19 protein-coding genes are annotated in these 24,995 nt (G+C 74.9%); 10 read left to right on the top strand and 9 right to left on the bottom strand.

Annotation, left to right across the window (positions count from 1 at the left end; genetic code table 11):
• The first annotated feature begins 110 nt into the window (after positions 1–110).
• Both metF and BMY04_RS12060 read left to right on the top strand, forming a co-directional pair.
• Positions 111–1,052: a methylenetetrahydrofolate reductase [NAD(P)H] gene (gene metF, locus BMY04_RS12065; protein ID WP_091180391.1), complete on the top strand. Its 942-nt coding sequence runs from the start codon at positions 111–113 to the stop codon at positions 1,050–1,052.
• A gap of 108 nt (positions 1,053–1,160) precedes the next feature.
• Positions 1,161–1,871, top strand: coding sequence for a cobalamin B12-binding domain-containing protein (locus BMY04_RS12060; protein ID WP_091180388.1), 711 nt, complete (start codon positions 1,161–1,163; stop codon positions 1,869–1,871).
• 76 nt (positions 1,872–1,947) lie between these two features.
• On the opposite strand, the gene BMY04_RS12055 is transcribed toward BMY04_RS12060, so the two are convergent.
• The 5 genes from BMY04_RS12055 to BMY04_RS12035 form a co-directional block, all read right to left on the bottom strand.
• On the bottom strand, positions 1,948–2,382 hold the full coding sequence (locus tag BMY04_RS12055; protein ID WP_091180384.1) for a VOC family protein: 435 nt from the start codon (positions 2,380–2,382) through the stop codon (positions 1,948–1,950).
• Positions 2,383–2,476: 94 nt separating this feature from the next.
• Positions 2,477–4,156 (bottom strand): beta-N-acetylhexosaminidase, encoded by a 1,680-nt coding sequence (locus tag BMY04_RS12050; protein WP_091180380.1) that lies wholly within the window; start codon positions 4,154–4,156, stop codon positions 2,477–2,479.
• Positions 4,157–4,207: 51 nt separating this feature from the next.
• Positions 4,208–7,147, bottom strand: a complete 2,940-nt coding sequence (locus BMY04_RS12045; RefSeq protein ID WP_091180376.1) for a glycoside hydrolase family 2 protein — start codon at positions 7,145–7,147, stop codon at positions 4,208–4,210.
• Positions 7,144–8,112 carry an ROK family protein gene (locus BMY04_RS12040; protein ID WP_170854099.1) on the bottom strand — a complete coding sequence of 323 codons (969 nt, stop codon included), beginning with the start codon at positions 8,110–8,112 and terminating at the stop codon, positions 7,144–7,146. Before BMY04_RS12040 ends, BMY04_RS12045 begins: the two co-directional genes overlap by 4 nt.
• On the bottom strand, positions 8,109–9,557 hold the full coding sequence (locus BMY04_RS12035; RefSeq protein ID WP_091180366.1) for an APC family permease: 1,449 nt from the start codon (positions 9,555–9,557) through the stop codon (positions 8,109–8,111). Before BMY04_RS12035 ends, BMY04_RS12040 begins: the two co-directional genes overlap by 4 nt.
• Before the next feature lie 100 nt (positions 9,558–9,657).
• On the opposite strand from BMY04_RS12035, the gene BMY04_RS12030 reads away from it, so the two are divergent.
• A complete protein-coding gene (locus tag BMY04_RS12030) occupies positions 9,658–10,869 on the top strand; it encodes an ROK family transcriptional regulator (RefSeq protein ID WP_091180363.1) in 1,212 nt (403 codons plus the stop codon).
• A gap of 10 nt (positions 10,870–10,879) precedes the next feature.
• Here BMY04_RS12030 and BMY04_RS12025 read toward each other — a convergent pair whose 3' ends face one another.
• Entirely contained in the window at positions 10,880–13,054 is a 2,175-nt protein-coding gene (locus tag BMY04_RS12025; RefSeq protein WP_091180359.1) for a HelD family protein, read from the bottom strand.
• A 149-nt stretch (positions 13,055–13,203) separates the two neighbouring features.
• Complete coding sequence (locus BMY04_RS12020; RefSeq protein WP_091180354.1) at positions 13,204–14,544, bottom strand: FAD-dependent oxidoreductase; 1,341 nt, start codon at positions 14,542–14,544, stop codon at positions 13,204–13,206.
• Between the two features lie 36 nt (positions 14,545–14,580).
• Here BMY04_RS12020 and BMY04_RS12015 point away from each other — a divergent pair, with 36 nt between their 5' ends.
• The 7 genes from BMY04_RS12015 to BMY04_RS11985 all read left to right on the top strand — a co-directional run bounded on the left by BMY04_RS12015 (position 14,581) and on the right by BMY04_RS11985 (position 21,406).
• A complete protein-coding gene (locus tag BMY04_RS12015; RefSeq protein WP_091180764.1) occupies positions 14,581–14,994 on the top strand; it encodes an Rdx family protein in 414 nt (137 codons plus the stop codon).
• Complete coding sequence (locus tag BMY04_RS12010) at positions 14,987–15,730, top strand: glycosyltransferase family protein (protein ID WP_091180351.1); 744 nt, start codon at positions 14,987–14,989, stop codon at positions 15,728–15,730. Before BMY04_RS12015 ends, BMY04_RS12010 begins: the two co-directional genes overlap by 8 nt.
• A 715-nt stretch (positions 15,731–16,445) precedes the next feature.
• Positions 16,446–17,183, top strand: coding sequence for a class I SAM-dependent methyltransferase (locus tag BMY04_RS12005; RefSeq protein ID WP_091180347.1), 738 nt, complete (start codon positions 16,446–16,448; stop codon positions 17,181–17,183).
• Between the two features lie 106 nt (positions 17,184–17,289).
• Positions 17,290–18,504: a DNA polymerase IV gene (gene dinB / locus BMY04_RS12000; RefSeq protein WP_232506320.1), complete on the top strand. Its 1,215-nt coding sequence runs from the start codon at positions 17,290–17,292 to the stop codon at positions 18,502–18,504.
• Positions 18,505–18,668: 164 nt separating this feature from the next.
• The gene (locus BMY04_RS11995) at positions 18,669–19,082 is read left to right on the top strand and encodes a DUF3040 domain-containing protein (protein WP_091180344.1); all 414 of its coding nucleotides are present in this window, start codon (positions 18,669–18,671) and stop codon (positions 19,080–19,082) included.
• Between the two features lie 116 nt (positions 19,083–19,198).
• The gene (locus BMY04_RS11990) at positions 19,199–20,257 is read left to right on the top strand and encodes a hypothetical protein (RefSeq protein WP_091180340.1); all 1,059 of its coding nucleotides are present in this window, start codon (positions 19,199–19,201) and stop codon (positions 20,255–20,257) included.
• Between the two features lie 54 nt (positions 20,258–20,311).
• Positions 20,312–21,406 carry a hypothetical protein gene (locus BMY04_RS11985; RefSeq protein ID WP_091180335.1) on the top strand — a complete coding sequence of 365 codons (1,095 nt, stop codon included), beginning with the start codon at positions 20,312–20,314 and terminating at the stop codon, positions 21,404–21,406.
• 28 nt (positions 21,407–21,434) lie between these two features.
• Here BMY04_RS11985 and BMY04_RS11980 read toward each other — a convergent pair whose 3' ends face one another.
• Positions 21,435–23,681 (bottom strand): transglutaminase TgpA family protein, encoded by a 2,247-nt coding sequence (locus tag BMY04_RS11980; protein ID WP_232506349.1) that lies wholly within the window; start codon positions 23,679–23,681, stop codon positions 21,435–21,437.
• Between the two features lie 25 nt (positions 23,682–23,706).
• Positions 23,707–24,978, bottom strand: coding sequence for a DUF58 domain-containing protein (locus BMY04_RS11975; protein ID WP_091180328.1), 1,272 nt, complete (start codon positions 24,976–24,978; stop codon positions 23,707–23,709).
• Positions 24,979–24,995: the final 17 nt, after the last annotated feature.

Here is a 24,995-nt window from a genome sequence, read left to right as displayed (position 1 = left end):
TCGACGTCGCCGGCGAAGCGTCCTCGAGGCGTGCCTGGACGGGTGCTGCCGGGGTGACCACGTGTCAGAGACTACGGAACCCGCCGCCCTCGGGCACCTATCGTTGACCCATGCCCGCGCCTGCTGCCGCCGCCGTCCGGCCGCGCCTGTCGCGGCCCGGTCGCGGCCCGACGGTGGCGCAGCTGCTCGAGGCCGGTGAGCGCCCGCTGGTGTCCTTCGAGCTGTTCCCTTCCAAGGACGAGGAGCAGCACCGCCAGCTCTGGACGACCATCCGGCAGCTCGAGTCGCTCGGGCCCGACTTCGTCTCGGTGACGTACGGCGCGTCGGGCTCGACCCGCGACCGCACCGTCAGCGCGACCCAGCAGATCGCCGAGCAGACGACCCTGCGGCCCGTCGCGCACCTGACGGCGGCGAGCCAGAGCCGCGAGCAGCTCCGCCACGTCGTGGGCGCGTACGCGTCGGTCGGGATCAACCACGTGATGGCCATCCGCGGCGACATGCCCGGCGGGCCGACCGTCCCGTGGGAGCCGCACCCCGAGGGCCTCGCGAACGCCACCGAGCTCGTCGAGCTCGTGAGCGGGCTCGGCGACTTCTGCATCGGGGTCGCGGCCTTCCCCGACCTCCACCCGCAGACCCGCGACGCCGACCTCGACGCCCGGCTGCTGGTGGCCAAGCAGCGCGCCGGGGCGAGCTTCGCCATCACGCAGCTCTTCTTCACCGCGCAGCGCTACTTCGACCTCGTCGCGCGGGTGCGGGCGCTCGGCAGCGACCTGCCGATCATCCCCGGGATCATGCCGGTGACCCGCGTGAGCCAGATCGAACGGTTCGCGGACCTGTCGGGTGCGGCGCTGCCGTCCTTCGTCACCGACCGCCTCCACGAGGTGGCGCACGACCCCTCGCTCGTACGGGCGGCCGGCGTCGACCTGGCCACCGCGCTGTCGGAGGAGCTGCTCGCCGGAGGCGCTCCGGGGCTGCACTTCATCACCATGAACCGGTCTTCGGCGACCCGCGAGATCTACTCGCGACTACGTAGTCATTTGAACCGGCGTTAAGAATTTCCGGCTTGTCGCTTGCGCCTGAGCGTGGTGTGCCCTCAGGATGACAACGTTAGAATCCAGGTCGACGGGGGTCGGCCCACAACCGTCCTCGCTTCCGGGAGCATGGAGACCGTGCACGTCGACCCCGCACCTGCCACGTACGTGGGCACGATCCTGACCGCCGTGCGGTCCTTCAACCAGATGCGCGTCTGCGCGGCCTTGGACGACGCCGACGCCACGCTGGGCCTGGACGTCACGATCGACGAGATCATCTTCCCCGCGCTGCGCGTCGTGGGCACCTTCTGGTCCAGCGGCACCCTCGACATCGCGCACGAGCACCTCCTCTCCTCGGCGATGGCCCGCTGGGTCGCGTCGCGCTCCGCGGTGCTGCCCGCCCCCAGCCGGCGCGGTACGGTCCTGCTCGCGGCCGGACCCGAGGACCTGCACACCCTGGCGCTCGACTGCCTCGACCTGCTGCTCGTCAGCCGCGGCGTCGAGGTCTGCAACCTGGGCGCGCAGACGCCGGTGGCGTCGCTGCTCGTCGCCGTGCGCTCGCTGCACCCCACGGCGGTCGTGATCTGCTCCCACACCCCGACCGTCGCCAGCCCGGCCGTCCGCGCCGTGCGCGCGATCGCCGACGCCGGCTTCCCCGTCTACTTCGCCGGGTCGTCCTTCTCCTCGCAGTTCTTCCGTCAGAACTCCCCGGGCGTCCCGCTCGACGGGACGCTCCAGGAGTCGGCCGACCTCATCACCCACCGCCACACGACGCCGCCGCCCGAGCCGGCCGTCCTGCCGCGCGCACGGTTCCGCCAGAGCGTGGTCGCCAGCGCCTGAGCCGGGGACCCGTGGTCGAGCGGGACCCGTCTACGGGCCGCGGACCGCGCTGAGCCGGGCCCGCATCCCGGACGGCTCAGTCCAGGCAGAACTCGTTGCCCTCGGGGTCCTGCATGACCAGGCACAGGTCGTTCACGCCGTCGGGCTCGAGCCGGTTCACGAGGTGCGCCCCGAGGGCCGTCAGTCGCACCCGCTCCGCCTCCAGCGTCGGGTTCCGCTCGCCGGGCGGGGCGCCCGCCGCCGAGCGCAGGTCAAGGTGCACGCGGTTCTTGGCCGTCTTGGGTTCGGGCACCCGCTGGAAGTACAGCCGGGGCCCGACGCCGTCCGGGTCCACCAGGGCCGCCCACGAGGTCCGCTCCTCCAGCGAGGCGCCCTCGGCCGCGTACGCCGCGTCCCACGAGTCGAAGCCCTCGGGGGGCGGCTGGGCCACGTAGTGCAGCGCCTCGGCCCAGAAGGCCGCGAGCGCGGCCGGGTCGGCGCTGTCGAAGGTCACCTGGAACGCGATCGCCACGCCTTCACTCTTCCTCAGCCCAGGGCGTCGTGCCCAGCACTTCTCGCCCTCCGTGCACCGTGACGGCGCACGGAGGGCGAGAGGTTCCGCGGCCTCAGCCGAAGCGGTGCCAGGCGACCTCGGGTGAGCGGTAGAAGTCGACGCCCGCGGCCTCCCAGCGGGGACCCTGCACGGCGAGCTGGACGAGGTACGGCTCGAGGGCGTGGGTCCTGCGCGGCGACCAGCCGATCTGGGCGATGCCCGCGAGGCGCGGGAAGGCCATCAGCTCGACCTTCGTGATGTCGGGCAGCGTCTCCGTCCAGACCGGGGCGAGCACCCCGGCCACCGCGGACGAGGGCACGCCGGGCACCAGCGTCGCGGGGTCCCAGGCGTAGGAGTCGGAGACCTTGACGACCGCGGCCCAGTCCTGCCCGTAGGGGAACGACGGCGTGTACTTCATGTCGAGGTACGCGTGGTCGGCCGGCGCCATGACGATGCGCTGGCCCTTCTTCGCGGCCTGCCGGGCGAGCGCGATGTCGTCCTTCGACCCCGCCGTGCCCCAGTAGGCGGCGATGCTGCGCTTCGCGGGGTCGGCGCTCGCGGTCTGGTGCCAGCCCCACATCCGCTTGCCGTGCTGCCGCAGCACGCGCTGGGCGGCGTCGACCATCTTCGTGTAGTCGGCCTGGGTCGTGGAGTGGGCCTCGTCGCCGCCGATGCTGATGTAGCGCCCCGGCGTCAGCGCGGCGATCTCGCCGAGCACGTCGGAGAGGAAGCGGTAGGTCACGTCCTTGGAGGCGCACAGCGAGCTGAACCCGACGTCGGTGCCGGTATAGCGCTCGGGGGCCTTGCCGTCGCAGTTCAGCTCGGCGTAGCTGGCGAGCGCGGCGTTCGTGTGGCCGGGCAGGTCGATCTCCGGCACCAGCGTGATGTGCCGGGCCTTCGCGTAGGCCACGAGCTCGGTGTACTCCGCCTGCGTGTAGGAGCCGCCCTTCGTCCCGCCGGTCTCGAGCGCGCCGCCGTAGGTGGCGAGGCGCGGCCAGCTCTTGATCTCGAGGCGCCAGCCCTGGTCGTCGGCGAGGTGCAGCTCGAAGGTGTTGAGCTTCAGCGGGACCATCGCGTCGATGTACGCCTTGACCTCGGCGACGCTCATGAAGTGGCGGGCCACGTCGAGCATCGCCCCGCGCACGGGGTAGCGCGGCGCGTCGCTGACGCGGACCCGCGGGATCGTCCAGGTCGTGCCCTCGACCCGCTCGTGCTTCTCGACCGCCGCGGGCATCAGCTGCCGCAGCGTCTGCACGCCGTGGAACAGCCCGGTGCTGGTGCGGGCCTCGATCGTCACGGCCCGCCGGCCGACGTCGAGGCGGTAGCCCTCCTTGCCCAGGCTGGCCGGACCGCCGCTCTTGAGCACGACCCGGTTCGCAGCGTGGGAGCCGCGCACGACCTCCCAGCCGTAGCCGGTCGGGGTCCGTAGGAAGTCGCCGAGGAACGTGGCGACGGCGACGGTGCCCTTCTTCGGGTGCCGGCCCACGTCGACCACGCTCGTGGCGTCGAACGTCAGCGACCCCGACCGCGTCTCGAGCGAGCGCGGGGTCGGCAGGATCCGCTGGGCCGGGGTGGGGACGTCCATCGCCGAAGTCTGCCCGGGCATCGCCGGGTCGCCGGTCGGCGGGCTCGTGGTCGGCCGGGCCGCCGGGACGGTCGCCTGCGCGACGGGGGAGCTCACGGCCAGCGTGGTGGCCACGAGGGCAGCGGCGGCGACGGCGTGGACGCCGGCGCTGCGGAGACGGTGGGGCATGGTGACTTCCTGACCTGAGGGGGAGTGGGGCAGGGGCGCGGACGGCCGGGTTCAGCCGTGCCGCGTCGTGGGGGCGACGTTCCAGCCGCCGACCGTGACGACCGGTCGGTCGCCGTGCAGGTCACGGCGGGGGTACGTCGCCGTGATCGTCTGACGCTCGCCCGGGGCCAGGCTGACGTCGTTCGCGCTCCAGGTCGCGGTGCGGACCTGGTCGTCCCCGCCGCGGCGGCTCCCGCCCGCGGTGCCGCGCCGGACGTCGGCGCGGACGAAGAAGGCGGTGGCACGCGACGAGGTGTTGCGCAGGGTGACGGCCGTCGTCGTCGTGCCCCCGTGCGTCGACGTGCGCGACGAGACCGCGACGTCGGCGGCGGCGAGGTCGTGGAGCCCGGTCAGGTCGCCGTACTGCGTCATGGTCGCCTGGGGGTTGCCGAGCGTCCTGGCCCAGTCGACGACGTCGGGCTGCGTCGAGGACCAGTACGTGTTGCGGTCGACCACGGTCGCCCCACGGCTCAGCACCAGCTCGACCAGGTAGGTCGACGCCCGCTGCGGCGGGGCCGTCGCGGCCGGGACCGTGAGGTGCAGCAGGTCGCGCCGGACCTCCTGGCTGCGCAGGTCGACGCCGCCGCTGCGCTGCTCGTCGAGCACGGTGCCGTCCGTGCCGACGACCCGGGCGTCGACCGTCAGGCCCTGCACGTCGGCCCCCGTGAGGTTGTCGACCGCGACCGTCCTGGCCGCCGGGTCGAAGAACGCGTGCAGCGGCCGGTTGGCCTCAGCCGCGCCGAAGAAGCTGCCGGCCTGGTCGTAGTCGGCGTTGTACAGCGCCCACAGCAGCGTCGGCCAGCCCTTGTTGGCCATCCAGTAGATCGTCCCGGTGGAGGGCGCGGCGGCGTCCGTCGAGTGCAGCAGGAACGCCTCGAACTGGGCGCGCACGTTCTCGTAGTTGGCCAGCTGGGCCTCGCGGACGTAGCCGTCGAGGTCCGACCAGGCGCCGTAGCGCTTCTGCAGGGCGGTGTCGAAGTTGTACAGCGTGCCGAAGTTGTAGCCGCTCGTGCCCGTCTCGGCGTTCGCGTGGTACTGGTTCGCCTTCGGCTCGCGCCACAGCCGGCGCTGGTCGGCGGGGGAGAGGAAGCGGTCCATCGAGTCCCGGGTCGGGATCGTGTGGCCGGCGCTCTCCTCGCTGTCGAACGCCCATGCGCCGCCGGCGTTGGTCAGGCTGGAGTCGTCGGCGTACGGCGAGTGCTCGCGGTCGTACCAGTAGGACGGCGGGACCCAGTCGTACGGCCCTTCCTTCTCCCCCGAGAGGCCGAGCTGCGGCGACGACTTGTACTCGGCGGACGCGAGGACGGGGACGTCGAAGTCCTCGGCCCGGAACGCCTTCAGCGTCACGGCCTCCTGCGGCGTCGTCGGGTTGTTGTCGCTCCACTGGAAGGTGAAGACCGACGGGTGCGCCCGCAGCGAGCGGGCGACCGCGTACGCGGAGGCGGTCAGCACGCCGAGGTCGTGGGCGCTGACCGGGTGGTCGGTGGGCAGCTCCCAGGCGTCGCAGCAGGACCAGCCGGACGCGACGAGGATCCCGGCCGCGTCCATCTGGTCGTAGAAGTCCTGGGGCATGAAGTGCCCCTCGACGCGCACGGTGTTGAGCCCGGCGCTCTGCAGCAGCCGGATCTGCTGGGCGGTGTCGGCCGCGGAGTAGCGCAGGAAGAGGTCGGGGTCGAAGCCGCCGCCCCGCAGCACCAGCGGCCGGCCGTTCACCGTGTACTGGCGCACGCCGCCCGGGGCGAGCGGCGAGGCGCCGACGAGGCGGCTGCTGACCGTCCGCACCCCGAAGCGGCTGGTGCTGCTGCCGGCGAGGGTGCCGTCGGCGGCCAGCGCGGTGACGAGGGTGTAGAGCGGCTGGTCGCCCATGCGGTACGGCCACCAGACGCGCGGGTGCGCGACCTCCAGGGCGGGGTCGTCGGCGGCGGTGATGCCGACCCGCGACGTGCCGCGCGGGACGGTGACGGTCTTGGTGACGTACACCGGTGCGGCTGCGTCGTCGGGGGCGACGACGACGGCGGCGAGAGTGACCCGGCGCGGCGAGCGGAGGTGGTTCGTGACCTTGGCGGCCACGCTCAGCCGCGTGCTGCCCAGGTCGGCCGCGGTCTGCTGGACCACGTGGCTGTCGGTCAGCTCGACCCCCGGCGAGCTCTGGAGCTGCACCGGGAGCTGGATCCCGGTGTTCTGGTCGGGCGGGATCTGGGTCCAGTCGATGTTGGAGACGGTGAAGTAGCGCAGCGGGTCGTTCGGGTAGACCTTGATCGCCACGGTGTTGGCGCCCTTGGTCCGCAGCAGCCGGGTCACGTCGATCCGGTGCTGCGTGTAGGCGCCGGTGATCGTCCGGCGCGTCGCGACCCGGGTCCCGTTGACCCAGACGTCGGCCTCGCCGACGACGCCGTTCGTGACGATCTCGGCGCGCCCGTCCGCGCCGAGGTGCTTCGGCGTGGCGAACGTCGTCCGGTACCACCACGGCACGGCGAAGCGCTTCACCGTCTCCGGCCCGGTCTCCTGGGTGCCGAAGCACGTCCGCAGGCGGTCGGAGTAGAAGACCCGCGGGCAGGCCCCGTCCTGGAGCAGCGCGGCGATCTCCGTACCCGGGGCGCCTGCGTCGTCGGGGCGCACGTGCAGCCAGCCGCCGGTGGGGTGCCCCGGCCGCGACACCTCGGCGCCGGAGGCGCGGTCGTCGGCCGAGCTGACCACCCGCCAGCCCTGCGTGCCGAGGGTGACGGTTCCGAGGTCGCCGGGTGCGTGGGCGCGGACGAGCGCCTCGAGCGCGCTGCGGGCGGCCGTGCCCGACGACGCCGCCGCGGCGGACGGGGCGGGGGTGGCGGCGGCCACCGGTGCGGGCGTGGGTGCGGGCGGGCCGGCGGCCACCGCCGTGCCTCCGGCCGAGGTCGCGGCCAGCGCGACCACGGCGGCGGTGCTGACTGCGGCGAACCACCGGGGAATGGTCATGCGAGCTCCTTGGTCGGGAGGAGGGGCGTGCTGCCGGAGCCCCGGGGCTGGGCGGCGTCGGCGGCGAGCAGGAGCGCCCCGACGAGCGGGGCGTCGAACGTGTGGTGGGCGGCGAGCACGCGCGGCGGGAGCGGGGCCCCACGCTCGACCACGCGGCGCAGGCGGGGCAGCAGCACGTCGGCGGCGCCCATCAGCCCGCCGGCGACGACGACCACGTCGGGGTCGAGCAGGCAGCAGGCGTTCACCAGGGCGACGTCGAGGGCGTCCAGGGCCGGTGCGAGGGCCGTACGCACCCGTTCGTCGTCGCTCTGCAGGGCCTCGACGGCCGTGGTCGGACGTCCGGCGACGCGGCTCGCGAGCGTGTCGAGGGCCCGGCCGCCGACCTGCTCCTCGAGGGGCGCCCGGTCGTCGACGGCGCCCGCCTGGCCGGGCGCGGTCTTTACGTACGCGACCTCGCCCGCCGCGCCGTGGGCGCCCGCGAGGACGGTTCCACCGACGACCACGGCCATGGCGACGCCGGTGCCCAGGTTCAGGTAGAGGCCGGTGCTGCTGCCGCGCAGCGCGCCGGAGCGGGCCTCGGCCAGCGCGCCGGCCTTGACGTCGTTGCCCACGACGAGCGGCGTGCCGGCGTCGACCGCACCGGCCAGCCCGGAGCGGAGGGCGGCCTCGACGTGCAGGTCGCCCCAGCCGTCGATGTTCGGCGCGAGCAGCACCCGGTCGCGCTGGGGGACGCCGGGGCTGACCGCGCCGACCGCCGCGACCCGGCGGCCGTACGCACCGACGAGGCCGGAGGCGAGCGCGCAGGCCCGGGCGACGACCTGCTCGGCGCCGTCGGCGGCGTTGGTCCGCAGCCGGCGGCGCTCGAGGACGGTCCCGTCGAGCCTGGCCAGGGCGAGGTCGACCTTGGTCCCGCCGACGTCGACGCCGAGCAGGACGTCCCCGGTCGAGTCGGGAGCGGGGCTCACGCGGTCACGGCGGAGGGCTGCGCCGGGCCGGCCTCGGCGTCGCCGCGCTCCTGCGCCTCGAGGTAGGCCTCGTGGACCTCGACGGGCGCGAACGGCCACGAGCGGCGCACCCTGGCCCACACCAGGAAGGCGGCGACGCCGACGACGATCCACACCAGCGACAGGACGATCGACAGCGTGGTCGCGGAGAAGTAGACGTAGACCCAGCCGACCAGGGCGATGATGCTGGGGACGGGGTAGAGCCACTGCCGGTACGGGCGGCGCAGGCCGGGCTGGCGGCGCCGCAGCACGGTGAGGGCCACGATCTGCGCGACCGACTGCACCAGCACCGCGACCGTCGTCAGCATGTTGATCACGGTCGACAGGTCGAGCAGCGACCCGAGGGCGGTGACCACCCCCATGAAGGCGAGCGCGACGGACGGGAAGCCGCCCTTGGGCGACAGCCGGGCGAACACCGGGAAGAAGACCCGGTCGCGCGCCGCGTTGTAGGGCACGCGGGAGCCGCCGAGCAGGCCCGCGAAGACGGACCCGAAGGCCGTGATGATGATCAGGATCGTGACCACCGCCGCGGCGGTGTGGCCCCAGTTCGTGGTGACGGCCAGGCTCGCGACCGAGTCGGACTCCGCGACCTGCCGCCAGGGCACGGCGCCCATGACGCCGACGTTGAGCGTGAGGTAGATGACCATCATCGCCAGGATGGAGAAGACGATCGAGCGCGGCATCGACCGCGCCGGGTTCTTCAGCTCGTCGCCCATGTAGGCCGTGGTGTTGTAGCCGAGGTAGTCGTAGACCGCGATCAGCAGCCCGGCGCCCAGCCCCGTGAAGAAGCCGCCGTCCAGGTGGAAGGCGCCGGGCGGGAAGTCGAAGGCCAGGTCGGCGCTGAAGTGGGAGTAGCAGGCCGCGATGGTCAGCACGACGGTCACGAGCATGATCACCCAGAGCGTGGTCGTGAGCACCCGGATCGACTCGATGCGCCGGAAGAGCGCGAGCATGACGAGCGCGACGACCCCCACGCCGATGGCGTGCACCGTCAGCCAGCTCATGTCGGGGAAGAAGAAGCCGAGGTACTGGACCAGGCCGATCACGCCGGTCGACATGATCAGCGGGATGCTGATCACCGCGGTCCAGACGAACAGGAACGGCATCAGCTTGCCGGTGCGGTACTGGAACGCCTCACGCAGGTAGAGGTAGGTGCCGCCGGCGCCGGGCATCGCCGCGCCGAGCTCGGCCCACACCAGGCCGTCGGTCAGCGCGAGGAGCGCGCCCACCACCCAGCCGAGGATCGCCTGCGGGCCGCCCATGGTGGCGACCATCAGCGGGATGGTGACGAACGGTCCGATGCCGCACATCTGGGTCATGTTGATCGCCGTGGCGGCGACCGTGCCCACGGTCCGACGGAACTGGCCCGTCGCGCTGCCGCTCGGGGCCGTCGTGCTGGTGGCCATCGTCGTCGTGCCTCCTGAGCTGGAGTGGCTTGGCGGCGATCACGTTAGTAAGACTGTCTTCCGAAGCGCAAGACCCTGGGCCTGGTGAGAAGATGACGCGGTGTCGGTGACCCCCCGGCCGGTGGCGCCGGTGAGCTCGACGAGCACCGTGCGGGTGGCGAACGAGCGGGCCCTCTTCGAGGTCCTCTGCCGCGGCGGCCACCTCTCGGCCCCCGAGCTGGTGGGGGCCACCGGGCTGTCGAAGCCCACGGTGGGCATCGCTCTGGGCGAGCTCGAGGAGCTGGGCCTGGTCGAGCAGGTCGGGCGGCGTACGGGCAGCACCGGGCGGGCGCCCCGCGTCTACCGGCTCAGCCCCAGCGCGGGCGGTGCGCTGGCCATCGACGTCGGGCGGCAGTGGGTCCGGGGCGCGCGGGTCGACCTGGCCGGGCAGGTGGTCCGGCGCGCGCAGCGGGAGGCGGACGGCCGCCCGGCCTCGGCCCTCGTCGAGGAGGTCCTCGGGCTCGCCGACGAGCTCGTCGCGGACGAGCCGGGGGCCGACGGTGGTACGCCGGCGGGCGGTCACGCCGTGAGCCACACCGTCCTGGGCAGCCCGGGCGTGTACGACGCGGCGGCCGACGTCATCCGGCTCGCGCCGAACCTCCCCGGCTGGGAGGAGCGCTCGGTCCTCGCCCGGCTGCGGCGCCGGCTCCCCGGGACGCTCGTGGTCGAGAACGACATCAACCTGGCCGCGCTCGCCGAGCTCGACGGGCTCCGGGTGGACGGCGAGGACACCGACGACTTCGTCTTCGTGTCGGTGGGCACCGGCCTCGGGATGGGCGTCATCAGCCACGGGCGGCTGCTGCGCGGGGCACGCGGCGCGGCCGGCGAGATCTCCTACCTCCCGGCGGACCCGTCGACGCCGTCGTCACCGACCCGGCTGGAGGAGCTGACGGGCTCGGCCTCGGTCGTCTCGGCCGCGCGGGAGGCGGGGCTGGAGGCGATCAGCGCGGTGGACGTGTTCGACGCCGCCCGCCGCGGCTCGTCGAGGGCCCGCGTGGTCGTCGCCCGCGAGGCCGAGCGCGTGGCCCTCGCCCTCACCGCCGTCGTGGCCGTGCTCGACCCGCCGCTGGTCATCCTGGGCGGCGGCGTCGGCCGCAACGGCGACCTCCTCCTCGACCCCATCCGCGCGGTGCTCCGGGAACGGCTACCGCTGCCGCCGCCGGAGATCCGCGTCTCCCGCCTCGGGGTGGACGCGCCCCTGCAGGGCGCGCTCGCCGACGGGCTCGTCCGCGCCCGGCAGCACGCCTTCGAGGCCGCGACCGCGGTCGCCTGACCCGACCGGGTCAGGCGCCGGCGGGGCGCCAGCGGCCGGGACGGCCCTCGTCGAGCGTGACCAGCCGCTGCGTCGGGCGGGTGAGCGAGACGTAGAGCGAGCGGACGCCGCCGGGCGACTCGGCGACCACGTCGTCGGGCGTGACGACCAGGACGCCGTCGTACTCCAGGCCCTTGGACTCCAGCGACGTCACCACGGCGATCCGCTCGGCGCCCTCGAGCGACGCGGCCGCGAGATCGGCCTCCGCCTGGTCGCGGCGCGACGGCGGGCAGACCACGCCGACGGTGCCCTCGACCTCGCCGAGGAGCGCTCGGACCTGCTCCACGACGCCGGTGCGCACGTCCGCGGCGACCGCGAGGAGCGGCTCCACGCCGGTCGAGCGGACGGCCGTCGGCAGGTCGGCCTCCGGGTAGGCCTCGACCACCACGCGCGACGCCAGGTCGAAGACCTCGGCGGGGCTGCGGTAGTTGGTGCTCATCCGGAAGCGTCGCACGGGGGCGGTGCCGATGATCTCGCGCAGCGCGCGCTCGGCCTCCTCGGCGTCGGGCCAGGAGCTCTGCGCGGTGTCGCCGACGATCGTCCAGCTGGCGCTCGCGCCGCGGCGGCGCAGCATCCGCCACTGCATGGGGGTGGTGTCCTGCGCCTCGTCGACGAGCACGTGCGCGTACGTGCGGTGCGGCAGGTCGAAGGGGTCCACCTCGCGTGGCGTCGACATCCGGTCCGCGGTGGTCACCACCTCGGACACGTCGCTGTCGCCGTCGAGGAACAGCGAGGTCTCGGTCTCCTGGGGCGGCGGCGGGACCGGTCCGAGCAGGTTCACCAGCTCGTCGAGCAGCGCGCCGTCGGCGACGGTCGGGCCGAGCGTGTCGAGGTCGGCGAGGCCGGCGCTCAGCAGGTCGGCCTCGGCGGCGCTCAGCGGACCCTGCGCGAGGCGCCGCGCGAGGGCCGGGTCGGCCAGGCGCCGCAGCGCGGTCGGGGCGCTGACGCTCGGCCACCAGGCGTAGGTGAACATCGTGAACGACGCCAGCCCGGTGACCAGCTCGTCGAACTCGTCGCGCTCCATGTCGACCTCGGAGGGGCGCGAGCGCCACAGGGCCGTGAGCAGCGCCTTCTCCGCCGCCTCGCGGCCGGCGTTGAGCTTGTGGTGCGCGAGCACGTCGCGCCGGATCGCGGCCAGCTGGCCCGAGCGGACCACCAGCACCTGGCCCTGGACGACGACGCGGAGCTCGACGGGCTGGTCGGCGAACGGCTCGGTGACGAGGCGCTTGAGCACCGGCAGCATCCGCAGGCTGCCCTTGACCGCGGCCGTCGCCGCGTCGTCGGCGCGCTCGCCGGTCGTCGCGACGACGTCGGAGGGCACCGACCCCATCGAGCGCAGCGTGACCGACTCCTCGCCGAGGCTGGGCAGCACGCGCTCGATGTAGTTGAGGAACACCCGGCTCGGGCCGACGACGAGCACGCCGCCGGACTCGAAGCGACGCCGGTTGGAGTAGAGGAGGTACGCGGTGCGGTGCAGCCCGACCACGGTCTTGCCGGTGCCCGGGCCGCCCGAGATGAGCGTGAAGCCCTGGTACGGCGCGCGGATCGCCTCGTCCTGCTCCGACTGGATGGTCGCGACGATGTCGCGCATCTGGTGGCCGCGGGCGCGCGACAGCGCCGCCATCAGGGCGCCCTCGCCGATGACCACCAGCTCGCCGTCGGCGTGCTCGGAGTCGAGCAGGTCGTCCTCGATCCCGACGACCTTGGGGCCCTGGCAGCGCAGCACGCGGCGCCGGACGACCTGCATCGGCTGGGTGGGCGTCGCGCGGTAGAAGGGTTCGGCGGCCGGGGCGCGCCAGTCGATGACGAGCGGCTCGTAGTCCTCGTCGCGGACGCCGATGCGCCCGACGTAGCGGACCTCGCCGTCGGTGCGGTCGAGACGGCCGAAGACGAGGCCCTCGTGCTCGGCGTCGAGGACGGCCAGCCGCTTGGCGGCCTGGAAGGCGAAGACGTCGCGCTCGTACAGCCGGGTCCCGTCCTCCTCGCGGACGTAGGACTCGCGGTCGGAGCGGTGCAGCGAGCGGCCGGCCTGGGCCACCTCCTGCGCCGAACGGGTGGCCTCGCCGAGCCGGGCGTAGACGAGGTCCACGTGCTCCTGCTCGACAGCGATCTCGCTCGTCAGCGGATCGCTGCGCGCCTCAGTCACCAACGGGGCCCATCCATCTGGTCGGGGGGAACGGCGGGGGCAAAACGGACGGCCCACTATACGGCGCGCTCCAGGCGCCGGGGCTCCGTCTTCACGGGTGCGCGGAGGGGTCGGGCGGAGGGGTCAGCGGGTGTGGTCAGGAGGTGTGGTCAGTCGCGCCGGCCCGCGGCGGCGTAGGTGGCCAGCGCACCGGTCTGCAGCACCGCCGACGGGCTGGGTCCGGCGGGCGACGCCGCCCCGGCCAGGACGAGGCCCGGCACCGCCGTCGTGGTGCCCGGACGGCGACGCCACCCGCGGAACCCGTCGGTCGCCACGCCGGAGCCCGGGCGGGCGGCGGGCGAGCGGTGGTCCCACGTGGTCCGCACGACGCGCCCGCCGAGCAGCCGGGTCGTCGTCACGAGCGGGCGCCCCTCGGCGTCGAGGTCCAGGTGCTCCCGCACCAGGTCGGCCGTGGCCTCCTCGCCGGTCGGCGCCGCGGCCGTCACGGCGTGGGCGGCCACGGGCAGCAGGGCGGGCCCGGCCTGGCGCAGCGCCCTGCGGAGAGGGCGGCCCGCGGTCGCCGGGGCCAGCGCGGCGGCGGTCCAGGGGTCGACGGCGAGCACGACCGCGGCGGCGGGCTCGACGCCGGCGTCGGCGGTGCGCACGCCGCGCGCGCCGTCCGGTCCCGTCTCCACCGCCTCCACCCGCGAGCCGAGCCGGACGTCCACGCCGCGCAGCGCGAGCCGGGCGGCGAGGGCCTCGACCAGCACCGACGACCGCCCCACGTCCGTGGTGCGGGCCGTGCGGGCGGCGGGGTCGGGCGCGACCTGCCAGCGGCCGAACGTCCGCTCGACGAGCAGCCCCACGGCCGCCAGCGCCGGCGCCCGTTCGGGCGTGGTGCCCTCGCGGTACGCGGTGCTGCGGACGACCGCGCGCAGGTGCGGCTCGTCGAGGGCGTCGGCGAGGTCGGCGAGCCGGCGGCGGGGCCGCAGCCGGCGGACGACGTCGCGGGTGAGTGCCCCGCGGTCGTACGCCTCCTCGAGCCCGAGCGGGCGCAGCGCCTGCCACACGTCGACGAGACCGTCGAGCAGGTGCTGCCAGCGGGCGGCCGCGCCGGGTCCGTACGCCGCGAGCAGCGCCGTGTGCTGGGCCCCCCGGTCGCTGGGCAGCACGAGCGTGCTGCCGTCGGCGAAGGCGTACGTCGTCGGCGGGGCCGGGACCAGGGCGTGGCCGGTGCGCGCGAGCTCGGCCTCGAGCGGCCGGCCGCTCTTGCGGAACAGGTCGCGCCACGGCGCGGGGAAGGTGAGGACGCCCGGTGCGTCGTCGACGAGGACCGTCGAGCCCGGGGCGCCGGGCACGTCCAGGGCGTACGGCGCCCAACGACCTCCGAGGCGGCCGGTCGCCTCGTGGAGGCGCACCGCGTGGCCCATCTTGGCCAGCCGGGCGGCGGCGGCCATGCCGGCCAGCCCGCCGCCGACGACGGCGACCAGCGGTCCGGGATCGGTCGGCACCAGGCGAGGGTAGAAGGCGGTGAGAGGGTGGCGCGCATGAGCGAGCCGTCCGTACCGCCGGAACCGGCCGGGAGCGGGCCCGCCGGTCCGGTCGCGCAGGGGGTCGCGAGCGAGGCGGCGGACGAGGCGGCCGACGAAGGTGGGGTGCCGGCCGGTGCACGCCCGCGGCTGCGCATCACCTACTGCACGCAGTGCCGCTGGCTGCTGCGGGCGACGTGGCTGGCCGGGGAGCTGCTGACGTCGTTCGAGACCACGCTCGGGGAGGTGGCCCTGCGCCCCGGCGTCGGCGGCGTCTTCACGGTCGAGGTCGACGACGAGCTGGTCTGGGACCGCCGCCGCGACGGCGGCTTCCCCGACCTCGCGCCCCTCAAGCGCCTGGTCCGCGACCGGGTCGCGCCGGGGAGGAGCCTCGGCCACACCGACCGCGCGCACGGGGCGAGCGATGGCTGAGCGCCGCGCGGTCCTGCTGACCGCGTTCGACCGCCCGCACTACCTCGGGGCCGTCCTCGACGCCTGGGCCGACGTGCGCGGCCTCGACGGCTGGCACCTGCGGGTGGCGGTCGAGCCGAGCGGCGCGCAGGACGAGGTGGTGGACCTCGTCGAGGCGTTCGTGCGCCGGACCGGCCACCCCAGCACCGAGGTGGTGCTCAACCCGACGCGGCTCGGCGTCCTCGAGAACCCGTACGTCCACCTCGACGCGCTCTTCGCCGACGGGCAGGACTTCGTCGTCCGGGCCGAGGACGACCTGCTCGTGGCCGACGACGTGCTCGAGCTGTTCGACCACGTCGCGGAGGCGTACGCCGCCGACCCGCGGGTGGCGACGGCCCACGCCTTCAGCCGCGCCCCGGTCGGCGGGGCGGCCGACGCCTTGGTGCGGGCCCCCGAGTTCTGCCCGTGGGTCTTCGGCACCTGGCGCGACCGCTGGGACGGGCTGCTCGGTCCGACCTGGGACCGCGACTACTCGACGTGGAACGTGTCGCCGGGCTTCGAGACCGGGTTCGACTGGAACCTCAACACCCGCGTCTTCCCCGCGCACGGCCTCGTGTCCGTGTCGCCCGCGGTCAGCCGGGTCCAGAACATCGGCGCGGTCGGCGAGCACGGCACGCCCGAGGACCTCGAGACGGCGGCGAGCTTCGTCCCGCACCAGCGACCCACGGCCTACCGCGAGGCCGCGCAGGTCCCGTGAGCAGGCGACGCTGCCTGAGCTCGTCGAAGGGCACCGCCGGAAGCGCTGCCTGAGCTTGTCGAAGGGCACCGCCGGAAGCGCTGCCTGAGCTTGTCGAAGGGCACCGCCGGAAGCGCTGCCTGAGCTTGTCGAAGGGCACCGCTGGAAGCGCTGCCTGAGCTTGTCGAAGGGCACCGCTGGAAGCGCTCCCTGAGCTTGTCGAAGGGCCTCGAAGAGGTCGGCGCCTCTTACCCGGAGCGAGCAACGCCAACCTCTCCGGGGCCCTTCGACAGGCTCAGGGAGCGTTCCTCGTCCTCCCGGAGCGCCAACCCCTCTGGGGCCCTTCGACAGGCTCAGGGAGCGTTCCTCGTCCTCCCCGAGCGTCAACCCCTCCGGGGCCCTTCGACAGGCTCAGGGGGCGTTCCTCGGACGGTGCGACACGCGCATCTTCATGGTTCCGCCGAAATCGTCGGCGGGCTCGTCTACTGTGATCCATGTTCGAACAGGTGTTCGAGAGGCTGCTTGGGGAAGGGGCCCGACGGCACCGGTCGGACGCACGGCGATCGCGTTCGCGGCGCGACGCCGACGGCTCGGCCCCGGCGCGCGCGGACCTCGACCCCCGTGCGCGCCGGGGCCGTCGACCTTTTCCTGGCCCGTCGCGCCGGCTCGCGCGTCCACCGGTTCGGCACAGGCCCCCGATACGCTGCCTGCTCGGCGGCGAGTGACGGGAGAGGCCATGGCGGTGCCCAGGCGGCGACGTTCGGTCGCCGCGACGCGGCTGGCCGCGGTGCTCGACGCGCAGCTGGCCGAGCTGGTCCCCGGTGAGCGGCGCGCCCTCGACGTCGTCGACCTCGGCGGCGGCACCGGTGGCCTGGCCCTGGACGTCGCCCGTCGCGGGCACACCGTCACGGTGGTCGACCCCAGCCCCGACGCGCTCGCCTCGCTCGAGCGTCGGCTGGCCGACGAGCAGCTGGCCGGCGCCGTCGTGGGCCGCCAGGGCGACGCCTCCGACCTCCTCGCCCTCCTCGGCCCCGCCTCCGTCGACGTCGTGCTCTGCCACCGGGTCCTGGAGGTCGTGGACGACCCGGCCGCGGTCCTCGCCGCCACCGTCTCCGTCCTCCGGCCCGGGGGAGCCCTCAGCCTGCTCGCGGCGCAGAAGCACGCGGCCGTGCTCGGCCACGCCGTCGCCGGTCACGTCGCGGCCGCCCGCGCGGCGTGGGAGGACGGGCGACGCCTCGGCTACGCCGGCCTGACGCGGCTGGTCGAGGACGCGGGCTTCGCCGTGCTCGAGGCCGACGGCATCGGCGCGGTCGCCGACCTCGTCCCCGAGCCGGCGACCGAGAGCCCCGCGGCGTGGGACGACCTCCTCGCGCTCGAGACCGCGGTGAGCCGCGACCCGGCGCTGCGGGCGGTCGCGCCGTACGTGCACCTCTTCGCCCGGCTGTCGCCGGAGGACGTCCTCAGCGGCACCTGAGCACCCCGGTTCCGGTGCGGCGCGTCCCTGCTCCGTGCTGGCGCCTGTCGGTGGGGCGGGCTAGCCTGGAACACGTGTTCGAATACGACGCCGGTGGCGCACCCGCGTGACGCGCACGATCATGCACGTCGACATGGACGCGTTCTACGCGTCGGTCGCGCTGCGCAGCCGCCCGGAGCTGCGGGGCACGCCGGTCGTCGTCGGCGGCGAGGGGCGCGGCGTCGTCCTGTCGTGCACCTACGAGGCGCGGGCCCGCGGCGTGCGCTCGGGCATGTCGTCGGGCGAGGCCCGGCGGCTGGCGCCGAACGCGACGTTCCTGCCCCCCGACTTCGACAGCTACGTCGCCGTGTCCAAGGCGATCGTCGAGATCTTCAGCTCGGTGAGCGCCGTGGTGGAGTCTGCGTCGGTCGACGAGGCGTTCATCGACGTCACCGGGGCGCTGCGCATGCACGGCTCGGCCGTGGCGATGGGGGAGCGGCTGCGGGCCACGGTCGCCGACGAGCAGCACATCACCTGCTCGGTGGGGATCGGGCCGAGCAAGTTCGTGGCCAAGGTCGCCTCGCGCGCGGCCAAGCCCGACGGGCTCGTCGAGGTGCCCGCGGACGGGGTCACCGAGTTCCTGCACCCGCTGCCCGTCGAGGCGATGTGGGGCGTCGGGGCCGCGACGGCGGCCAAGCTGCACCGCCTGGGCATCGAGACGGTCGGCGACCTCGCGCACGCCGACGTCCGCGCGCTGCGCCCCGTCTTCGGACCGAACGCGGGCGCCGGCCTGCGCTCGCTGGCCTGGGGGCGTGACGCCCGGACGGTCGTGCCCTGGACGCGGGAGCGCAGCGTCGGGTCCCAGGAGACGTTGTCGCTCGACACCGACCGGCGCGACGTCGTGTCGCGCGAGCTGCTCCGGATGGCCGACAAGACCGCGCGCCGGATGCGCAAGCAGGGCGTGCTCGGCCGCACCGTGGTGCTCTGCCTGCGCTTCGCCGACTTCCGCGAGATCAACCGGGCGGTGACGATCGACAGCCCCACCGACGTGGGTGAGGAGATCCACGCCGCCGTCATGGGCACCTACGACCGGCTCGGCCTCGACCGGGCCCGGATCCGCCGCGTGGGCGTGCGGATGGAGGGGCTGGTCGACGCGTCCCGGGCCCACCGGCAGCCCCAGCTGACCGACCCCGAGTTCGGCTGGCGCGAGGCCGAGCACGCCGTCGACGCCACGGTCGCGCGCTTCGGCCCGGGGGCCGTCCGACGCGCCGTCCTCGGGGGTCGGCGCAGTGCGACGAGCGTCGCGGAGGCCAATTCGCTGGGGCTGTTCCGTGCGACCTGACGCCCGCCTACACTGGCGAGGCCCGCAGCGGTGAGCGCGGGCTCTGAAGTGCAGGACGACGGCGTCGCGGCGGGTTCGTATCGATACGAACGCACCCCTCTCCACTCCTCGTCGGGCACGTAGGATGGCCGCAGTGTTGATCACGTGACGGGTGGAGGTGGCCGATGGCCCTCTCGAACGAGGAGCAGCGGCTTCTCGAGCAGATGGAGGCCGCCCTGGCGGCCGAGGACCCCAAGCTCGTCAACGCCATGCGCGGGACCGGCACACGCCGCGTCCACCGCCGTCGCGCCGCCCTCGCGGGGGTCGCGTTCTTCGGCGGGCTCGTCCTTCTCGTCGTGGGCCTCTACCTCGCGACCGGCACCCGGGGCTACATCGCGCTGAGCGTGCTCGGCTTCGTGATCATGGTTGCCGCCGCCGTCGTGGCGATCCTGTCCTGGCAGCACGTCGGCTCCGCCGTCGAGGCGGGCGACCGGCTCGACCGGGCCAAGACCAGCCAGGGCAGCCGCGCCCCGAGCGGCCAGGGCTTCATGGACAAGATGGAGGAGCGCTGGCGCAAGCGGCGCGACGAGGGCCTGTAACTCTCACCCAGACCTTCCGGACGGCGGACGCGCTCAGCGCGTCCGCCGTTCTTGCGTCTTCGGGGTGATCGAACGCGTACCTGTGCCCGGGCACGGTTCGGCGAGACGCTTCGGCGATGGAGGACCTCGACGTCGAGGAACATCCGCCGTTGCGCCGGAACGTCTGGGTCGCGGTCGGCCTCGTCGTCCTCCTGGTCGTGGCCGGCGTCGTGCGCCTGGCCGACGGAGCGCCGACACCGCAGGCCGGGGCCGGTTCTCCGGTCGCCGCCCCGTCCCGGCCGGAGCGGACCACGTGGCCCGGCGGGGGTGAGGCCGGCAGCGGCACCCTGTACGCGCTGGCGAACGGCGAGGTGCACCGCATCGACGTGGCCAGCGGCGCGGTCGCCAGCACGGGCGTCCGCCTCGACGCCATCGACACCGTCCTGACCCCGGTCCGCGGCGGCGTGCTCGTCTGGCTCAGGAACGGTGCCGACAAGCGGCTCCTGGGACCCGGCGCGGACGACGTACGCATGGTCCGGGGCGCGCTGCGCCGGGGGGCCGCCTTCCTTCCGGGCCCGGACGGGTCCGTCTGGGCCTCGGCGACCAGGGCGAGCGGCTCCGGCGTGACCACCTGGAGGCTGGTGGACACGCAGGGCCGGGTCGCGGCGAGGACCCAGGTGCCGGGCCGGGCCACCGCGGACGGGGCCGGCGGGCTGCTCGGCGTCCTCGAGGACGGGTTCCGGCCGGTGCAGCCCCGCCATGACGACACCCTCGTGGCCGGCGAGCTGCTCGCCACGGGGCGCGACGGCTACCTGTCGCGGACCTGCACCGACGACGGGCAGTGCACGGCGCTGCTGCACCGGGCGGGTGCCGACCCCGTCGAGGTCGGGCTCGCCCCGCCGATGGACTCCAACCCGGGCACCCTCTCGCCGGCCAACCGGTTCGTCACCCTCACGGTCCTCGGCGAACCGGCCGGCGCGGTCCAGGTGCGCGCGATCGACTCGCCCCGCGTGCTCGAGTCGTTCATGGAGGACGGCCCGGCCGGCGGCAGCGCCGCCTGGACCTCCGACCACTGGGTCGCCCTCGTGTCCTCCAGCGGCACGGTGGTCCTCTACGACGCCACGGGGGACGAGGTCGTCCGCCCCCACCTGGACCTCGGTTCGACGGTGCAGCAGCTGGTCTGGTCGCCCACCTGAGCCCGGAGCCGCAGCCCGACGCTCGTGGCGCGGTCCGCGGCCGATGCTGAGGCGGTGGACGGACCCGAGCGCCTCGAGGTCGGCCGCCCTCACCGACGTGGGCCGCTGCGTCCGCTGCTGGCGCTCGTCGCGGGCCTGGTCGCGCTCCTGGCCCTGCGGGTGCTCGGCCCGCCGGACGGCGGTGGGTCGGGCTCACGCCCCGACCCGACCTCGTCCGCGACGACGACCCCGTCGCCTCCGGCCAGCGAGCCCGGCGCCGGCGTGGGCGACCGCGCCTGGCCCGCCGACCTCCACGCCGGGCGGGGCACGCTCTACGTCGCCGTCGGAGGCACGGTCCTGGCGGTGGACGCCGCCTCCGGGCTGGTGACCAGCACCGGGCTGCGCGCGACGGGTCACGACGTGCGGCTCACGGAGACGCCCGACGGGCTGCTCGTGTGGCACCCCGACGGTCGGCGGACGCGCCTCCTGCGCTTCGGGCTCGACGTGGGCACGACCCCGGGTGGCGTCTTCGCCGGCGCCAACCGCTTCCTCCCCGCCGGACGCACGGGGACCTGGGCCGCCCGCGTGGGCTCGGGAACGGGTCCGACCCGCTGGCGCCTGGGCGACGCCCAGGGAGCCGAGCGCGCCACCGTCGTCGTCGCCGGGCAGCTGCGCGGCGACGGGGCGGGCGGCCTCCTGGTGGAGGCCGATGGGACGGCGCGCCCGGCCTTCCCGCGTACGGTCGCCGGCGCCGAGACCCGCGCGGACCCCGGCGTCGTCGTGGCGAGCGGGCCGGACGGCTACCTCGTCCAGCGCGGCGTCGGGGGGACCTGCACGACGGTGCTCCGTGCCGGGCCCGAGCGGACGCGCCAGGTGGTGTCCCCGCCGCTCCCGAGCTCGGCCGCGCACGACGCGGCGCTGTCGCCCGGCAACCGCTTCGTGCTGCTGTCACGTCCGAAGGACGACGAACCGGTGGTCGAGGTCCGGGCGCTCGACGCCGAGCAGCCGCTGCGGACGTTCCCGGGCCGGGCGAGCGGGGCGGCCTGGCTGTCCGACCGCTGGCTCGCCCTCAGCGGCGCCGACGGGCTCGTCCTCTACGACGTGGTCGCCGACCAGGTCGTCCCGAGCGCGGTCGGTCGGGTGGTCCAGCTCGCCTGGCAGCCCGGCTGACGCCGCCCGTCGGTGCGGCCGCGGGACCTCAGTGTCGGCGGCGGAAGAGCGAGCTGGGCACGAGGAACGCCCGCGCCCGCTGCCACGGGCCCGCCGGTGCGCTGATCGCCTGGCGCAGCGACGCCGTGGTCTCCGGCAGGTCGCGCGCCGACGCGGGGTCGCCGAGGCTCGGGGCGTAGCGGGCGCGCTCGACGAGCGTGGCCACCCGGCCCAGGTCCTCGCGGTCGGCCGCCTCGAGACGCTGACCCAGCTCGCGGCCCACCGCTCGCGGCGTCCCCTCGGGCCAGGTGCCGCCGAAGTCGAGCACCGTGTCGCGCAGCTCGGCCCAGGCCGCCTCGACCTGGTCGTCGGTCGGTCCCTCGCCGGCCAGGCGGGCTCGGCGTCGGCGTACGCGGATGGCCGCGGGCGCGGCCAGCAGGAGCAGCAGCACGACCGCGCCGGCGGCCACGCCCACACCTCGCCACGAGATCGAGGTGGTCGTGGCGGTGGGCTCGACCGGTGCCTGGTCGGGAAGCGTCTGCGGCGACGCCTCGGTGCTCGGGGCCTGCGTGCTCGGTGCGCTGGACGCCTCCGTGCTCTCGGGCGTCGAGCTGGCGTCCGACGACGGCACCGTCCACGGCGGCGGCGACCCGGTCTGGACGCCCGGCGTCGGCTCGAAGCGCACCCAGCCGTAGCCGGCGAAGTAGAGCTCGGGCCAGGCGTGCATGTCACGGACGTAGACGTCGTAGCCGGACGCGGTCTGGGTGCCCGGCAGGAACCCGACGGCCACCCGCGCGGGGATGCCGTTGACGCGGGCCATCATCGCCATCGCGCTGGCGAACTGCTCGCAGTAGCCGCGGCGGTCCACGGTGAGGAAGTTGACCAGCGCCTGGTAGCCGTTGCCGGGCCGCTGCTGGGTGTCGTAGGTGAAGTTGTCCGGGTCGCGCAGGTAGGCCTGGATCGCCGCCGCCTTCGCGTACGGGGTGTCGGCGCCCCGGGTGACCCGCCGGCTCAGGTCAACCAGCTCCGGCGGCAGGTCCGCGGGGACCTCGGAGGTGACGTCGCCGTCGGACGGGGAGCCCGCGGCGGCGCGCGCGAGGTCGGCCGCGTCCGGTGCGATGTCCCAGCTGCGGACCTCGTAGCTCAGGTCGGTCAGGACGTCGGCCTTGTTGTCGCTGTTGACGACGGTCAGCGACTCGGCGTTGAAGCTCCAGTCCCCGGCCGCGGTGAAGTCGCGGGCGGCGTAGGGGGCGGGCAGGTACTGCGAGGAGAAGTCGAGAGAGGTGATGCGGGTGGTCCGCACCTGGGGGGCGGGGCCGGTGTAGCCGGGCGGCTCCGAGAGGTTGGTGCCCTTGTTGAGCCGGATCGCCGCGTTGTCGAAGCCCGCCGCGGAGAACTGGGGGAGCGCGGCCATCCGGAGGTAGACCCCGCCGGGCTTGTCCGTGGTGTAGCGCAGCACCACGCGGTTGGTCGGCTGGTTCAGGTTGCGCTTGAGGTCCAGGCTCGGGTTGGTGAGCTGGAGGGGCCCGTTGCCGCCGAACCCGCGCCCGATCCCGATGCCGGGCAGGCTGATCGTCGGGAGCAGCACGCCCAGGACCAGCGCCAGGACGAGGGCCGGGGCCGCGAGCAGCCCGGCGGCCCGCCACACGGCCGGACCCGCCGTGGAACGGCGGCGGGTGCCGGTCGCCCCCGTGCGGAACGAGGAGCGCTGGGAGGAGTCGGCGCTCAGCCCCCGGTTCCAGGCGGAGGCCTGGTTGAGGCCGTCGGCCACGAGCACCGCGAGGTAGCCCAGGGCCAGGCAGGCGAAGCTGACGATCCCGGTGTCGAAGCCGAGCCCGAGCGCCGGCACGGCGAACAGGGTGGCGAGCGGGGCCACCGCCCAGGCCGGGCGGTCGAGCCCGGAGACCACCAGGTCGGCGAGCGCCGCGACGAGGCAGATCGTCGTGGCGAAGATCAGCAGGACCCCCGGGTCGGGGGCCATGGGCGAGCTCTGCGTCTGCATGTGCAGCACGCCCCGCGCCCAGAGCCGGGGGTAGCGCACCAGCAGCTCGGCGTCACCGCTCAGCAGGTAGGCCAGCACCAGCGACCCGAGGACCACGCCCAGGAGCTGGGCCGCGAAGGCGAGGGCGGCGCCGGCCTTGAAGCGCCGGAGCACCAGGCCGAGCACGCACACGAGGGCGGTGCCGAGCCAGGTCACCGGCAGGAACGTGCGGTCGCTGGTCAGCGGCAGCACGGTGAAGGTGGCCAGCACCATGGCGACGACCGTCGCCAGGGTGAGCCGGGCGTCGGGGCGCATCACGGGGTGCTCCTGGGTCGCGTGCTCATGCCGGCACCGCCGCTCGTTCGAGGGCGGACCAGGCCTGCGGGACGCTCGTCGTCGCGTCGACCACGACGACCCGCCACTGCTGGTCGGCCAGGATCTCCGCGGCCTTCGCGGCAGGGCCCTCGACGACCGCGCCGTCGGCGGGCTGCGCCCGCGCGCCGTCGGTCCAGGAGCCCACGTCGAGCACCATCGCCAGCCCCGTCGCCCGCTGCCGCTTCAGCCCGGCGACCGCGTACGCCTCCTCCGGCGTGAGCCGGCCGACGACCGCCACGACGAGCTGCTCGCCCCGCTCGCCCTCGAGGGCGCCGAGCAGGTGCCCGAGCCCGCGGTCGCGGCTGGGCTGCAGGTCGGTGAGCTGCTGCAGGAGGACGTCGGCGGCGACCGGGCCGGCGGCGCCGGAGGCCGTCTGGAGCGGGCCGTCGGTAGTGCTCACGTCGACGGAGTAGCCGTCCTCGAGCAGGCGCAGGCCCACCGACGCCACGGCCGAGACGGCCCACTCCAGGGAGTGGTGCACCCCGCGGCCGGCGTGGGCCGTCGCCCGGACGTCGAGCAGCACGGTGGTGGTGGGGTCGACCGCCTGCTCCTCGCGGCGCACCATCAGCTCGCCGGACCGGGCGGTGGAGCGCCAGTGGATGCGGCGCACGTCGTCGCCCTGGCGGTACTCGCGCACGAGCACGTCGTCCGCCCCGCTGACGCCGAGCCGCCGCGGCTGCGCCTCCCCGGCGCTGCCGCCGGTGCCGCCGCCGGTCGCGCGCCCGAGGTCGTGGACCTGCGGGGTGACGACCACCTCGCTGGTCGCGGTGAACCGGCGGTCGAGCCGGACCAGGCCGAAGGGGTCGGTCGTGCGCACCATCAGGGGACCCGTGCGGTAGTGCCCGCGAGCCCGCCCGAGGAGGGGGTACTCCACCGTCCGCTCCCACCGCGAGCTGGCCTCGTCGACGAGGAAGCGCGGCGGCTGGCCGAGCTCGGCCGGCACCTGGTCCTCGAGCTCCAGCAGCGCGGCCGGCAGCAGCGAGTCGTGCCCGAGGGTGATGCGGCCGTGCATCGGCGTGCCGAGCGCGACCTGGGCGGGCTCCACGGAACGTTCGGCCGACATCTTCAGCCGAGCCCGCAGCACGAGCACGAGGCCGACGAGCGGGAGGGCGAGCAGCAGCAGCCCCACCCGCATCACGTCGCGCTGCCCCGTGACCATCGCCGCCACCAGCACCACCAGGCCGGTCGCGACCAGCCAGCGGCCGCGTGCGGTCAGCACGCCCCAGACGCGGCGCATGGGCTCGAACGCCTCCG

Origin of the sequence: Microlunatus flavus (assembly GCF_900110855.1) — a bacterium.
GTDB lineage: Bacteria > Actinomycetota > Actinomycetes > Propionibacteriales > Propionibacteriaceae > Microlunatus > Microlunatus flavus.
This window is presented reverse-complemented; position numbering and strand designations above follow the sequence as displayed.